12 protein-coding genes are annotated in these 13,274 nt (G+C 51.7%); 9 read left to right on the top strand and 3 right to left on the bottom strand.

Features of this window, described 5'->3' with window-relative positions; translation table 11 throughout:
* Positions 1–270 precede the first annotated feature (270 nt).
* A complete protein-coding gene (locus JWJ90_RS14960; protein ID WP_205228043.1) occupies positions 271–960 on the top strand; it encodes a DUF533 domain-containing protein in 690 nt (229 codons plus the stop codon).
* Between the two features lie 118 nt (positions 961–1,078).
* On the top strand, positions 1,079–1,543 hold the full coding sequence (locus JWJ90_RS14965; RefSeq protein ID WP_205228044.1) for an REP-associated tyrosine transposase: 465 nt from the start codon (positions 1,079–1,081) through the stop codon (positions 1,541–1,543).
* A 105-nt stretch (positions 1,544–1,648) separates the two neighbouring features.
* On the opposite strand, the gene JWJ90_RS14970 is transcribed toward JWJ90_RS14965, so the two are convergent.
* A complete protein-coding gene (locus JWJ90_RS14970; protein ID WP_205228045.1) occupies positions 1,649–2,647 on the bottom strand; it encodes a TIGR00266 family protein in 999 nt (332 codons plus the stop codon).
* 766 nt (positions 2,648–3,413) lie between these two features.
* On the opposite strand from JWJ90_RS14970, the gene JWJ90_RS14975 reads away from it, so the two are divergent.
* From JWJ90_RS14975 to JWJ90_RS14985, 3 genes are read left to right on the top strand one after another with little or no spacing between them, the layout of a single operon-like run.
* The gene (locus JWJ90_RS14975; RefSeq protein ID WP_205228046.1) at positions 3,414–3,893 is read left to right on the top strand and encodes an SET domain-containing protein; all 480 of its coding nucleotides are present in this window, start codon (positions 3,414–3,416) and stop codon (positions 3,891–3,893) included.
* Positions 3,890–4,957, top strand: a complete 1,068-nt coding sequence (locus JWJ90_RS14980) for a type III PLP-dependent enzyme domain-containing protein (protein WP_205228047.1) — start codon at positions 3,890–3,892, stop codon at positions 4,955–4,957. The genes JWJ90_RS14975 and JWJ90_RS14980 overlap by 4 nt, the downstream gene beginning before the upstream one ends.
* On the top strand, positions 4,854–5,105 hold the full coding sequence (locus JWJ90_RS14985; RefSeq protein WP_338032338.1) for a type III PLP-dependent enzyme domain-containing protein: 252 nt from the start codon (positions 4,854–4,856) through the stop codon (positions 5,103–5,105). The genes JWJ90_RS14980 and JWJ90_RS14985 overlap by 104 nt, the downstream gene beginning before the upstream one ends.
* A gap of 109 nt (positions 5,106–5,214) precedes the next feature.
* Here the strand turns inward: JWJ90_RS14985 and JWJ90_RS14990 are convergent, their stop codons facing one another.
* The gene (locus JWJ90_RS14990; RefSeq protein WP_205228049.1) at positions 5,215–6,699 is read right to left on the bottom strand and encodes a sigma-54 interaction domain-containing protein; all 1,485 of its coding nucleotides are present in this window, start codon (positions 6,697–6,699) and stop codon (positions 5,215–5,217) included.
* 331 nt (positions 6,700–7,030) lie between these two features.
* The gene (gene mutY / locus JWJ90_RS23630; protein WP_205228050.1) at positions 7,031–8,140 is read right to left on the bottom strand and encodes an A/G-specific adenine glycosylase; all 1,110 of its coding nucleotides are present in this window, start codon (positions 8,138–8,140) and stop codon (positions 7,031–7,033) included.
* Positions 8,141–8,154: 14 nt separating this feature from the next.
* Here mutY and JWJ90_RS15000 point away from each other — a divergent pair, with 14 nt between their 5' ends.
* The 4 genes from JWJ90_RS15000 (at position 8,155) to amrB (ending at position 13,159) form a co-directional block, all read left to right on the top strand.
* On the top strand, positions 8,155–9,342 hold the full coding sequence (locus tag JWJ90_RS15000; protein ID WP_205228051.1) for a TIGR03790 family protein: 1,188 nt from the start codon (positions 8,155–8,157) through the stop codon (positions 9,340–9,342).
* Positions 9,343–9,423: 81 nt separating this feature from the next.
* Complete coding sequence (locus tag JWJ90_RS15005; protein WP_205228052.1) at positions 9,424–10,653, top strand: AmpG family muropeptide MFS transporter; 1,230 nt, start codon at positions 9,424–9,426, stop codon at positions 10,651–10,653.
* A gap of 84 nt (positions 10,654–10,737) precedes the next feature.
* Positions 10,738–12,198 carry a cysteine--tRNA ligase gene (cysS, locus tag JWJ90_RS15010; protein WP_205228053.1) on the top strand — a complete coding sequence of 487 codons (1,461 nt, stop codon included), beginning with the start codon at positions 10,738–10,740 and terminating at the stop codon, positions 12,196–12,198.
* 154 nt (positions 12,199–12,352) lie between these two features.
* On the top strand, positions 12,353–13,159 hold the full coding sequence (gene amrB / locus JWJ90_RS15015; RefSeq protein ID WP_205228054.1) for an AmmeMemoRadiSam system protein B: 807 nt from the start codon (positions 12,353–12,355) through the stop codon (positions 13,157–13,159).
* The last annotated feature ends 115 nt before the right edge of the window (positions 13,160–13,274 follow it).

The following is a 13,274-nucleotide window of genomic DNA, read 5'->3' on the forward strand; positions in this document are numbered from 1 at the left end:
CCTAAAAAATACGCTTTTTCGTCAATAATCCCTGAAATTATCCGATTGCTTCTGTTGCCGCATGCCCGTCATGAATTTGAGGCGATTTACACACTACAAAGCCGCTTCTTGTGCCATTAGAGTGGGGGCTCCGGGAATGGCTGTACAAAACGTGACAAGAGCAAATCTACTCAAAGTTACGGTCTTATTTTACCTCAAACAAAGAACACACAAGCAATATCGAGAAGCTAGCGCAGTATCGTTTCGTTTTTCACATTATATGAGGGTATCATGTTTGATGCAGAAAAATTATTAGGAAAGATTGTGGGCGAGGTCATGGGATCTGGAGATAAAAAATCCGGACTCGGCGGCTTGGGTGCGGGTTCAGGTTTGATGACCATGGTCGGCCTGGGCGTCGGAGCCTATGAAATCCTCAAACAAAAGGGGCAACAGCCAGCCAGTGGCACATCGCCTCAGGCTCCTCCACCGCCTCCAGGTGGTAGTGGAACCATGGCACCGCCTCCACCTCCGGGCAGTGGGACAGCTTCAACACCGCCTCCACCTGTTCCGGGGGGAACACCTGCTCCACCACCAGCGGCTGCAACTCCGCTAACACCTGCAACGACATCGATCTCAGGAAGCGACCTGGCCACCCGGTTGATTCAGGTCATGGCAGCTGCGGCCCACGCCGATGGCGAGATGGATGCAGATGAGGAACGTGCAGTTCTGGAAAAATTGCGGGGGGCCGAACTCAGTCAGGAAGAAAAAATGTTTTTGCTTGGTGAACTGCACCAGCCCAAAACAATTGATGAGCTGGTCGAGGGGATTAACGATCCGGCCGTGGCCAAAACCATGTACATGCTTGCTGTGGCCGCTATAGAAATAGATACCGAAGCAGAACGCACCTGGTTAGATACTCTTGCAGGACGGCTGGGGCTCAGTACTGAGATGCAGGGGTTTATTGAGGATCAGGGGGTGTGAGGAAGGACTGAGCGAGCTGGTGTTTTGGTCGCGGGCATGGCCCGACTCCTACAGGTCCAAGGTGATTGCACGAGTTGTAGGAGCGTGGCCATGCCCGCGACAAATGTAGAAATTAAATATGCAGAAGATATCCTCAGGACAACGGGCATTACGTAAAGGGCGGGTTTCTCTGCCTCACCAGATGTATCATGTCACCACGGCAACCGTTGATCGACGAGAGTTCTTTCGTGATTTTTCCGTAGCCACTGCCGTTGCGAGCTGCTGTGAAAACAAATTTCTTTTGGGTGATGCACAAATGCTCGCCTGGGTATTGATGCCTGATCATGTGCATTGGCTGCTTCAACTTGGGGCTAAAGACGATTTATCGTCGGTGGTCAATCGGCTCAAATCAGCCAGCAGCCGTCGTGCGAACAAAATCCTTGGGCAAAAGGGCTCCATCTGGCAGAAATCGTTCCATGATCATGCCTTACGTGCGGAGGAGGATGTACGAGCAATCGCTCGGTATATTGTTGCCAATCCGCTACGAGCTGGGCTGGTCGATAATGTGCATAATTATCCCTTTTGGGATGCCATCTGGTTGTAATTAATTTGGGGTCGCGGGCATGGCCACGCTCCTACAACTCGCGTAGTCACTTTGGACCTGTAGGAGTCGGACCATGCCCGCGGCAAAATACAAAAATTTTCTCGCTTACCGCTCAAACATATTGGCCAGCCCGCCCAGCACCGAGCCCTCGCCCTGACTCCCCCCCATGGTTTGGGGAGCTGCTTCCCAGATGCGGCCAGCAAAACGGGAGAATGGTAGCGATTGCAGCCAGACATGACCAGGGCCCTGCAGGTTGGCAAAGAAGAATCCCTCGCCACCAAATAATGCTGATTTCACATTCCCGACAAATTCAATGTCATAATTCACAGATGAGGTCAGGGCCACCAAACAGCCTGTATCCACCCGCATGGTCTCACCGGCAGCCAGCTCTTTTTCCACAATGGTGCCTCCGGCGTGGACGAACACCAGCCCATCGCCATCGAGCTGCTGCATAATGAATCCTTCCCCACCAAAGAGAGCAGCCCCTATTTTTTTCTGAAAGGCAATACCAATGGAAACCCCTTTCGCAGCACAGAGAAAGGCGTCTTTCTGACAGATAATCCGATTATCATACGTGGGTAAATCAAGCGGAATAATCTTGCCTGGATAGGGCGCGGCAAAGGCAACCTTCCCCTTATCCTGACCGGTGTAGGTAAACATGGTGATAAACAACCCCTCACCAGTGATCAACCGCTTCCCTGCGCCCAACATCTTATCGAGAAATCCGCCCGAGCTGGAACTCCTTGAACCATCACCAAACACGGTTTCCATAACGATTTGATCGTGCATGTACATCATGGCGCCAGCCTCGGACACTACGCTCTCTTGAGGATCAAGCTCTACTTCGACAAACTGCATCTCGTTGCCGAAAATAGTGTAGTCAATCTCGTGGGCTTCCTGGCCAGAGAAGGGCGGCGGTACCGGTGCCCCTCCCTGCCCTGCCTGCAATTCTGCAACTTGTCCAATGCACATCCAGTCGCCAAAGCCATCGCGCCAGACCATGGTCGACTCGCTGTATTGCCCGCTGGCGATACCGGAAAGTATCTGCTGCTGGCTAAAAGGTCCAAGGGATTGGCCATTAATGGCAACAAACCAGTTTGACATAATACACCTCTATTTAAAAAAATTTTAACCTGAATCCGTGACGGCGGGTGGTCACTGAACAGCATATCCAATTAATAGGACAAGGATTTTTAAATTAAATGAATACTATCCGGATTCGAGTGTGAGTCAAAGAAAATTTGCCTGTACAAAGTGAACAGCTGAGCTGGTGGCAAAAGTATGGCCCGAATCCGTAGTAGTTGGGAATTTGAGTAACTATGCATTTTTTTCACATTCGCCTTCTTTTTGAGATTGCAAATGGCCAAAGAAGATATATAAAATCGTCCTGAATTCGAGACGGAGCCGTGAATACTCACGGGTTCAGAATCGTACTACAAACAAGGCCTCAGACAGCTGGTGGCAAGGAGGGTACAACCGAACAGATTGGAAGTGCATCGAGAAACAAAGCTTAAGGCGGGTCATTGCCTCCGGGCAATTGCCATGACCGGATTACTTGCGGAGTCAACGATGAACAACCATAATCTCGAAGGGATTAGGATCTTGCTGCAAAGTAAGTGCTCACTGGAGCGTTGTTCTTATTTTTCGTTGTTGAATGTCTGCTCACCTGCATCAATGCACGGGCGCATTCTTTTTGGGTTTTGTTGCCTGTCCCCGCTTAATGGTTGACAGGTTTTGTTTCTTGAATGTTGTCATGCCTGCGCCACAACACCTGCGTGTATGCTTGTGCTTCCGTCTTCTTCTTATCTCACGGGGCACTCATCCGTCTCCACAAGCGCTGGCTTGACAGGACTCTATGGAGAGTATTCCCATGTTGTATCCCGATCAATTCGGCAGAGATCCTCTGTTTCCGAAACATTCCGATTTCGCTGTTGTCTTTATCAATCAACTTGTCGGCCAAGGCGTTATCACCTATCGCTCTTTTAAAAAAGGAAAGGTGATTGCACGTATGGCTGGTCATATCGTCCCTGAAATTCGTCAGCACACCCTGCAAATCACTCCTGAAACTCATCTTTTCGATCCCTACTTCAGCGGTTATTTTCTGCATTCCTGTGCACCCAACATCTCGCTTGATATGGTCAACCTGACCGTAACTGCATTGGCGGAAATTGCTGCCAACAGTTACCTGTACATGGACTATGCAGAGACAGAGGATGTCCTCTTCAAGCAATTCCCCTGCTCCTGCGGGGCCGCGAACTGCAGAGGGTGGATCACCGGCCGCAAGGAGTTGCATCCTGCAGCCTTAGCGGAGCCAAAGCTTGTTGAACAAAGTGGGACTATCCTGCAATGAACCAACAGCAATATTATCGCTGGTGGCAGAGAGAGGATCTCTGCTACCAGCAGGGACACCTCTATTTTGCGGGGAAAGCTGTAGAGGGGCTTGCAACTCAATGCGGCACTCCCGCTTTTATCTATTCAGCCCCCCGTGTACAAGATAACCTTCTTCGGCTTCGCACCAGCCTGAACCAGGCTGGTTTTGCCAAACGTTTCTCACTGTACTATGCAATGAAAGCAAACCGCTTTGCCCCTTTGCTAGCCATGCTCAAGCAAAGCGGACTCTGCGGTATTGATGCCTGCTCCCCGGCTGAAATCGAGTTGGCTGTAAGCTGTGGCTTCGCACCTGCGGAGATATCTTTTACCGCTTCGAGTCTGTCAACTCGAGACCTGGATGTCATAACCCGCTATGACGGTCTCTGCATGAATTGCGACTCCCTCCATGCGATCCATCAATGGGGACAACGCAAACCTCACACAACAATTGGACTGCGGGTTAATCCAGGTATGGGGATTGGCCGCGTCGACAACGACAAACTGCAGTACGCGGGTTCGCAAACCACCAAATTCGGCATCTACTGGCAACAGTTTGCAGAGGCGCTTGCGGTTGCAGCTCAGTATAATCTGGAAGTCGACACCATCCATTTTCATACCGGCTGTGGTTATCTTACAGAGCAACTCCATCGGCTTGAACGGATTATAGCGCACTGTTTCTGCTTTATCGAAAAAGTGGGCACAATCAAATATGTGAACATCGGTGGGGGATTAGGGGTACCGCACCTGCCTGCTGATGCGCCCCTTGATCTGGAGCGGTGGACAATGGTCCTGCAAAGGCAATTTGGCGCAACAGACCTGCACCTGAGGATTGAGCCGGGAGATTATATCGTCAAGGATGCGGGGCTTCTTCTTTTGGAAAAAACCTTTGTAGAAAAAAAAAGAGGCGACCACCTTTGTCGGTGTCGACGCGGGGTTCAACATTGCTCCGGAGCCTGCCTATTACACCCTCCCCTTTCAGCCCCTGCCTCTTCATTACAACCAAGAGCCATGCACAATCAAGACTCTGGTGGGCAATATAAATGAAGCACTTGATGTCTGGTATGAGGATGCACTACTTCCGGACCTGCATGAGCAGAAATATATAGCGCTCATCAATGCCGGTGCCTACTCAGCATCCATGGCATCGAATCACTGCATGCGAGGTAGCTTTAAAGAATTTTTACTGTTTTGAAGATACATCGTGTGCTGATTAGAACCCGGTGGGGGGAAACAGTAAAAAAAAGCAGCTCGTTTGAGAGCCCTCACAGGCATTCGGGATGACCTGCAGGGAGGAGGTAAGCTTACGGTGTTTTTTTCTTTTTAATGCTCTTGGCAGAAATACCGTGCTGTTTCATTTTGTCGTAAAGGGCTGTCTTTCCGATGCTGAGATGCCCGGCCGTGGTGGCCACGTTACCGCTGTATTTGGAGAGGGCACGCCGAATGATGGTGGCTTCAAAATCTCCCAGAATAGATTTAAGGGAAACGAGTCCAAGTTTATCGTCAATCTCGACAAGTTCACCACCCTGCTGCTCGATACGCGGGTCCTGATCAAAGAGCAGATCGCTCTCTGTAATCATCTTCCCTTTGGCCATGAGCACCGCACGCTGAATCAGGTTTTCCAGCTCACGAACATTCCCCGGCCAATCGTGCTCGAGCAGCCGGTTAATGATTGATTTAGGGACAAAGTCGATCTCTTTTTTAAAGGCTTCCCGGTAATGGTTGACGAAGTGGGAGACCAACCCGACGACATCTTCCTTGCGTTCTCTAAGCGGAGGAATATCTATATTGATGATGTTGAGCCGGTAATAGAGATCCAATCGAAATTTTTTCTCCTTGACCGCCTGGGTCAGATCGACATTGGTCGCGGCGATAACTCGCACGTCCACCTTGACCGGCTCGGTACCGCCCACCCGAATAATTTCCCCATTTTGCAGCACGCGCAGCAGGGCTACCTGCATGCGGGGACTTATATCACCGATCTCGTCGAGAAAGATGGTCCCACCATCCACCACCTCAAATTTCCCGACCTTACGGCCAGTCGCACCTGTAAAAGCACCTTTCTCGTAGCCAAACAAATCCGCCTCAAGCAGGGAGTCGTTAATGGCGTTGCAGTTGATTTTTAAAAAAGGCTTGTCTTCACGGCCACTGGTGGCTTTGACCAAGTTCGCAACCAACTCTTTACCGGTGCCTGATTCGCCGGTGATGAGAATGGTGGCGTCAGAGCCTGAAACCTGATGAATCATCTCGCGCAATTCTCGCATCTTACGGCTGCGGCCAACCATCTTATCGGCATGGTGATGATGGCCAAGCTGACTTTTCAGGCTGTTGACCTGACGCATCAGTTTGTTACGCATCTCTTCACTAGCCTGCAACTCGTCTATTTTCGATTCGAGAATGGTCTCAATACTGGTATTGAACTGCAGTAACTCCTGCTCGAAATCTTTACGCTCGGTAATATCGCGCATCACCAGCATAATAAGCTGTTCGCCAGTATAGCCCACAAAGGGAACCGACGAGTATTCCACCGGGGTGGTGTCCACCATGGTCTCGACAACTTTTGAATCTTTTTGCCGCGTCTTGCTGGCGGCAAGTTTATCGCGACAGGATTGCCCTATTCCTGCCAGACTGGCAGCGACTTTTTTCCCACAGGGGTGGCCAAAGCAATCTCTGGCGCTGCGGTTCAAGTATTCAATACCGCCATCGTCACGAAGAAGAAACACCATCTCCGGCATGGCATCGAGAAGTGTCCGCCAGTTGGTGGTGAGGCGATCAACCTCCTCTTGCATGTTCGCTATGTTGAGAACGTTATCTGACACAGATATTTTGTAGGGTTGTGGGAGATTGAATAAAACCTGAATCCGTGACGGCGGGTGGTCAGTAAACAACGAAACTGACGCACCGATGAATGCTCCCGGATTCAGATATAAAATTGAAATCTGTCATCAAAAAAAGATTCTATAGGCCCCAAAGACCTAATGGCATAGAAAAACCCGATAAATAATTGACATATGTACCACTCTTAGCCAGAGAATACAAATCAATTTCCGATAATACGTAAATCTATGTAAAAAAAAACCGCAACAGTTTATAGTTTCATGCATTTTCAGTTAGGTAATTCTACCTAATTTCCGGAAAAGCTGTCTCTTGCAGGGCTGCCACCAACATTCGATGCCCCGCAGGATAGGGGTAATCACTCAACCCTGTGAGCGATACCCAGGCATAATCCTGGGCGGCACTGAGGATTGGCTTTTCCGGCTTTGTCTTCATTGCTGCCAAAAAACCGTGCAGAGTTACCCGATAGCGGGTGTAGTGATGCACGACAGTCTTAAAAAACTCAAGATCGCCTGCCTGATAGCCGGTCTCCTCTGCCAACTCACGGCGGGCGGCCTCAAGGGGCTGCTCGCCTTCTTCAAGACGGCCACCGGGGAACTCCCACAAACCGCCCCAAATATCATCTGCCATTCGTTGCTGCACAAAAAAGAGGCCATCAATATGAAGGATGGTGCAGGCCATGATAATTTCAATTTTCTTTTGCTTATCATTGGGCAGAGGCCTAAACTCCACCGTATCCTTCTTCAGGGCCTGGCAGTGCATGTGCACCGGGCAGAGTTCACAGGCAGGCTTTTTGGGGGTGCAGATAAGAGCGCCCAACTCCATAAGCGCCTGGTTATAGAAACGCGGCAACTCAGGCTCAAGCAAGGCCTCTGCCATGGCGCCAATTCGCTTTTGGATCGCACTTTGTTTAATAGGACGATCAATATCAGCCAGGCGAGCAAAAACCCGCTCCACATTGGCATCCTTAAGCGGAAAGGGTAAATTAAAGGCAATGGAAAGAATGGCAGCAGCCGTGTAGGGGCCGATACCGGGAAGCTCCAAAAGCGCTTTATGGTCTGAAGGAATGTGCCCGCCGTACTGCTCCTGCATTTGCTGAGCGGCCCGCTGAATATTGCGCGCTCTGCTGTAATACCCCAACCCTTCCCAGGCCTTAAGGATCGACTGCTCTGAAGCGCGGGCAACGGCGGCAACATTGGGGAACTGCTCAATCCACCGATTAAAATACTGGACCACCCTGTCCATCTGGGTCTGCTGCCCCATGATTTCTGAAATCCAGACATGGTAGGGATTGTAGGTTGCGCGCCAGGGCAAAGGGCGCTGGTTCGCTTCAAACCAGACAAGCAGCCGACGACGAAAGTCCGTGATGTCTGCCTCATTGTTCTTGTCAATCACCAAGGGTATCCTCTATGCTGCAAATTGTGGAGCAAATTCAACCTTCAAGGTACCCTGCTATGGTCAAGCTTGCCAGTCAATTTCTAAGAATCTTTCTTTTTCTTCTTTTTGGTTCTCTCTGTTTTACAACCAACGCATTCGCCCTTGCACCGACAGAAGTTATGGTAATCGCCAACGTGCGCGCCAGCAACAGCCTGGCCCTTGCGCGCTATTACATGAAAAAACGGGATATTCCGCAAGCGAATCTTATTAGAATCTCTGCGACCTGGGAAGAACATTGCTCTCGCCAGGAGTTCACCCAAAGTATTCTCAAACCAGTGCATGAGGCACTTGCTCGACGCGATCCTCAGCATCGCATTCGCTGCCTGGTCAGCATGTACGGGGTCCCCCTGGCAATCAAACCACAGCTACCGCCGTATAATGCTCCCAAAGCAAAACACCCCAAAAAAATGGACAGCAGGGCCTCGGTGGACTCGGAACTTGCGCTCGTGCTCACCCAAAAATATCCATTGGATGGATGGCTGCCCAATCCCTACTTCCTTGGTTTTCAACAGCAAAAGACACTGCTCAAAAGAGATGAGGTACTCATCGTCAGCCGCCTGGATGGCCCGGATCCCAGGATAGTACGGCGCATCATTGACGATGCCATAGCCACGGAGAAAAAAGGGCTCAAGGGCAAAGCCTATTTTGATGCGCGTTGGCCCCTGCCCCAGGAAAAAAAATTAGAGGGGTACGCTTTGTACGACGCTTCAATCCATGAAGCCGCAAAAAAAATCAGCGCCAGTGGCCGAATGACGGTTACCCTTGATCAAAAGCCGGAGTTGTTTCAACCGGGCAATTGCCCCAAGGCTGCACTCTACTGCGGTTGGTACAGCCTGTCCCATTACATCGATGCCTTTACCTGGGTGCGCGGGGCCATTGGCTATCATATCGCAAGCGGCGAATGCGCCACACTCAAACGGGAAGGTTCACAGGTCTGGTGTAAACGCATGCTGGAGCGTGGTATCACCGCAACCATAGGCCCTGTATATGAGCCCTATGTTCAGGCTTTCCCCCTGCCCGAACTCTTTTTCTCCAAACTGGCCGAGGGGTACCTTAGCCTGGGGGAAACCTATCTCATCACCCTGCCTTTTCTTTCCTGGCAGATGGTGTTGATAGGCGATCCGCTCTACCAGCCGTTTCAACCGCTTAATCCTCTTTAACACGTACACCTGACACCAACACCAATCGCAGAGTTTTTTACAGCTCATTCTCTCAACACAATTATCTCAATTTCCAACAATATGACCTCCACTCTCTGGCGTGAATTTTTCTCGCCCCGTATGCTTGTTTCCTTTTTGATGGGGTTTTCATGTGGTGTCCCGCTCCTGCTCACTTCCACAATCCTGCAGGCCTGGATGACAGATGCCCAGGTCGACCTCTCCGTGATTGGCCTCTATTCCCTGGTGGGGCTTCCGTATACCCTGAAATTTCTCTGGGCGCCCATTTTTGACCGATTCACCCTCCCGCTGTTTGGCCGCAGGCGTGGCTGGATGCTTACCCTGCAACTGATCCTCATTCTCGCACTTATTGCTTTAGGGCTGACCGATCCTGCACAAACGCCCTGGCTGGTGGCCCTTGCCGCCTTCTTCGTCACCTTTTTCTCAGCCTCTCAGGATATTGTGGTTGATGCCTATCGCCGCGAAGACTTACGTGACAACCAACTGGGCCTGGGAAGTTCCTTTTATGTCAATGGCTACCGAGTGGGCATGCTGCTGGCTGGAAGCGGCGGGCTTATCCTGGCCGACCTGGTGTCCTTTTCCCAGGTCTACATGCTCATGGCCGGCATTCTTCTCATAGGGGTGTTCACCACCCTCCTCTGCCGCGAGCCAGAGCTCACACAGGGAACACCAAAAACCTTTACCGAGGCCGTGGTTGAACCCTTTGTCGATTACTTCAATCGAGACCGCGCCCTTCTGCTGCTTCTATTTATACTGCTCTACAAACTGGGGGACCAGATGGCCTCCACCCTGACCACCCCCTTTTATCTGGACCTGGGCTTCAGCAAGACTGAAATAGGTGCCCTGGCCAAACTCTTTGGATTCTGGTCGGCCATTGTCGGCGGGCTGGTCGGCGGTACTCTTTTACTGCGCATAGGCATCATTCGTAGCCTCTGGATCTTTGGCATCCTCCAGGCTATGGCCATTCTCAGCTTTACCGGCCTGGCCCTGATCGGCAACTCCCTCACCGCTCTGGCTGTGGCCATCATCCTGGAACAACTCACCAGCGGAATGGGCACCAGCGCCTATGTGGCCTACATGGCCTCTCTGACCAACAAACGATTTACCGCCACCCAGTATGCCCTGCTCTCAAGCTGTATGGGGGTTCCCCGGGTTATCATTGCCGCACCGGCTGGTTGGATAGCCGAGCACACCGGCTGGCCCCTGTTCTTTATTGGCTGCACCCTGGCGGCCTTGCCAGGACTCATGCTGCTCCCTATGGTTTCCAGACAGTACCACAGAGATGCGCAATAAGGTTTGAGTTCTGCCCGACTTGTAGTACATTGTCTTTTTACGTAAGAAGCCTAACAGGTTGTACCAACCCATTTGGAAAAACAGATGTCGATAAAAATTTACAATACATTAAGCCGTAAGAAGGAACCGCTGCGCCCCATCGAAGAGGGCCATGTTAAACTCTATGTCTGCGGAATCACCTCCTACGATTACTGTCATATAGGGCATGCCCGTTCCGCACTGGTCTTTGACATGGTGGTTCGTTACTTACGCCACCGTGGCTTTAAAGTGACCTTTGTGCGCAACTTTACTGATATTGATGACAAGATCATCAAACGGGCCAACGAGCAGGGCATTGAGAGCAGTGCCTTGGCGCTGAGGTTCATCAACGAATTTTATACAGATATGGATGCGTTGGGCACCCTGCGCCCCGATCTCGAGCCCAAGGCCACAGAACATATTCAAGAAATGATCGACCTGGTAAAAGAGCTGGTCGACAAGGGCATGGCCTACCCGGTGGATGGCGACGTCTACTTCCGCGTCAACAAATTCGAAGGCTACGGGCAGCTTTCCGGTCGCGGCCTGGATGACATGCAAGCAGGTGCCCGGGTTGAAGTGAATGACCGAAAAGAGCATCCCATGGATTTTGTCCTCTGGAAAGGGGCAAAACCCGGTGAGCCCAAATGGCCAAGCCCATGGGGCGACGGCCGTCCTGGCTGGCACATCGAGTGTTCGGCCATGAGCCGGAAATACCTGGGTGATACTTTTGACATTCATGGCGGCGGCAAGGACCTGGTCTTCCCTCACCATGAAAACGAAATCGCGCAGAGCTGCGGCGCCTCGGGGAAACAGTTTGCCAACATGTGGATGCACCACGGTTTTGTAACCATCAAGGATGAAAAGATGTCCAAATCGCTGGGCAACTTCCTCACCATCCGTGACGTACTCAAGCAGTACGAGCCCGAGGTTTTACGTCTGTTCATTTTCTCGACCCAGTACCGCAACCCCCTCGACTTCACTGAAGCCGCCCTGCAGGATGCGGAAACCGGCCTTGCCCGCATCTATGAATGTTTGGCCAAGGTTGATGAGCTTGCGACGACAGGAGACGGTGAGCCGGTTGCAAGTGCGAAGGATACAAAAAGTCTTGAATCGCTGCCCGAGCGTTTTCATAAGGCAATGGACAACGACTTCAACACCGCCCAGGCATTGGGGCATCTCTTCGAGGCTATCAAGGGGATGAACAAGGTGTTGCGAGTGCTCCCGGAACAACCGGCCGCAGCTGATGTTGATCTGCTCAAGAAAACAGCAGCGACCTTCCGAGAGCTGGCCGAAGTACTGGGCCTGGCCCAGCATAATCCGGCGGAGGTGGTCTCCCAGAACAAAGCCAAGGTGCTAGCTGAAATGACCATTGGCGAAGAGGAAATCAACGCGCTCATCGCCAAACGAAATCAGGCTCGTGCAGATAAGGACTGGTCCACCTCGGATGAGGTGCGCGACCAGTTGCTGGCCCATAAGATTGTGCTCAAGGATGGACCGGAAGGGACCACCTGGGAAGTGAAAAAATAAAAACAGTATCCCCTGTCGCGGGCATGGCCCACTCCTACGAAATACGCATATGCTGTGGCGCTGTAGGAGCGGGCCATGCCCGCGACAACTGCTCGACTTAAAGGCGTTTATTAAAAAAAAGAACGCTCTCAAGCCCACTTCAAAGGAGGGCACAATGACCAGAATGCCAGCCGTTGCAGATCGGTTTTATCCTGGTGAGCCCAATGTTTTACGCCGAACCATTGCCGAGCTAACGCCCAATATTGAAGCTGCAAGGAAACAAAGGGCATTGGCCGTTGTCATGCCTCACGCGGGTTATGTGTATTCCGGCTCCACTGCCGGGGCAACCATCGCCCGTGTTCAGGTACCGGAAACGGTGCTGATCATGGGGCCCAACCACCACGGCCGCGGTGCCGCTCTAGCCCTGGCCACTGAAGATTGGCAAATGCCCATGGGAAGAGTCCCCATCGACCAGCAGTTGGCCGAAGCCCTGCTTCACGCCTCATCGCTTGTTCAAGCTGATGAGGAGGCACATCTCTACGAGCATTCGCTTGAAGTCCAGGTACCCTTTCTGCAGGCAATGCAACCCGAACTCAAGATCGTGCCACTAGTGGTCTCCGCACTCCCCTTCGCTACCTGTCAACAGTTCGCCCGTGAACTGGCGCTGGCTATCGGCAGCCTGCGCAGACCGGTGCTCATGCTCGCCTCCACGGATATGAGCCATTACGAGTCACGAGAGGAGGCTAGCCACAAGGACCAGATGGCTCTTGAGCATATCCTGGCCATGGACGCCCAAGGACTCTACTCCACGGTGGTCGGCCAGCGAATCTCCATGTGCGGGATTATTCCCACCACCATTGCCCTGCTGGCAGCCCAGGAACTCGGAGCCACCAAAGCCGTGCTTGTACGCTATACAGATTCCGGTGAAGCCAGTGGAGACACCAGCCAGGTGGTTGGCTATGCAGGGTTATTCATAAGCTAACTCTCTGAATTGGTGGTGAACAACACGCTACGTGTTCTACTGCTCTTTTTTTGAGCAAATCAAGACGAGATTTTATCTTGACAACCACAACCATTTCAGCTATTTTGCCGCGCAG

Origin of the sequence: Desulfobulbus rhabdoformis, from assembly GCF_016919065.1 — a bacterium.
Taxonomy (GTDB): domain Bacteria; phylum Desulfobacterota; class Desulfobulbia; order Desulfobulbales; family Desulfobulbaceae; genus Desulfobulbus; species Desulfobulbus rhabdoformis.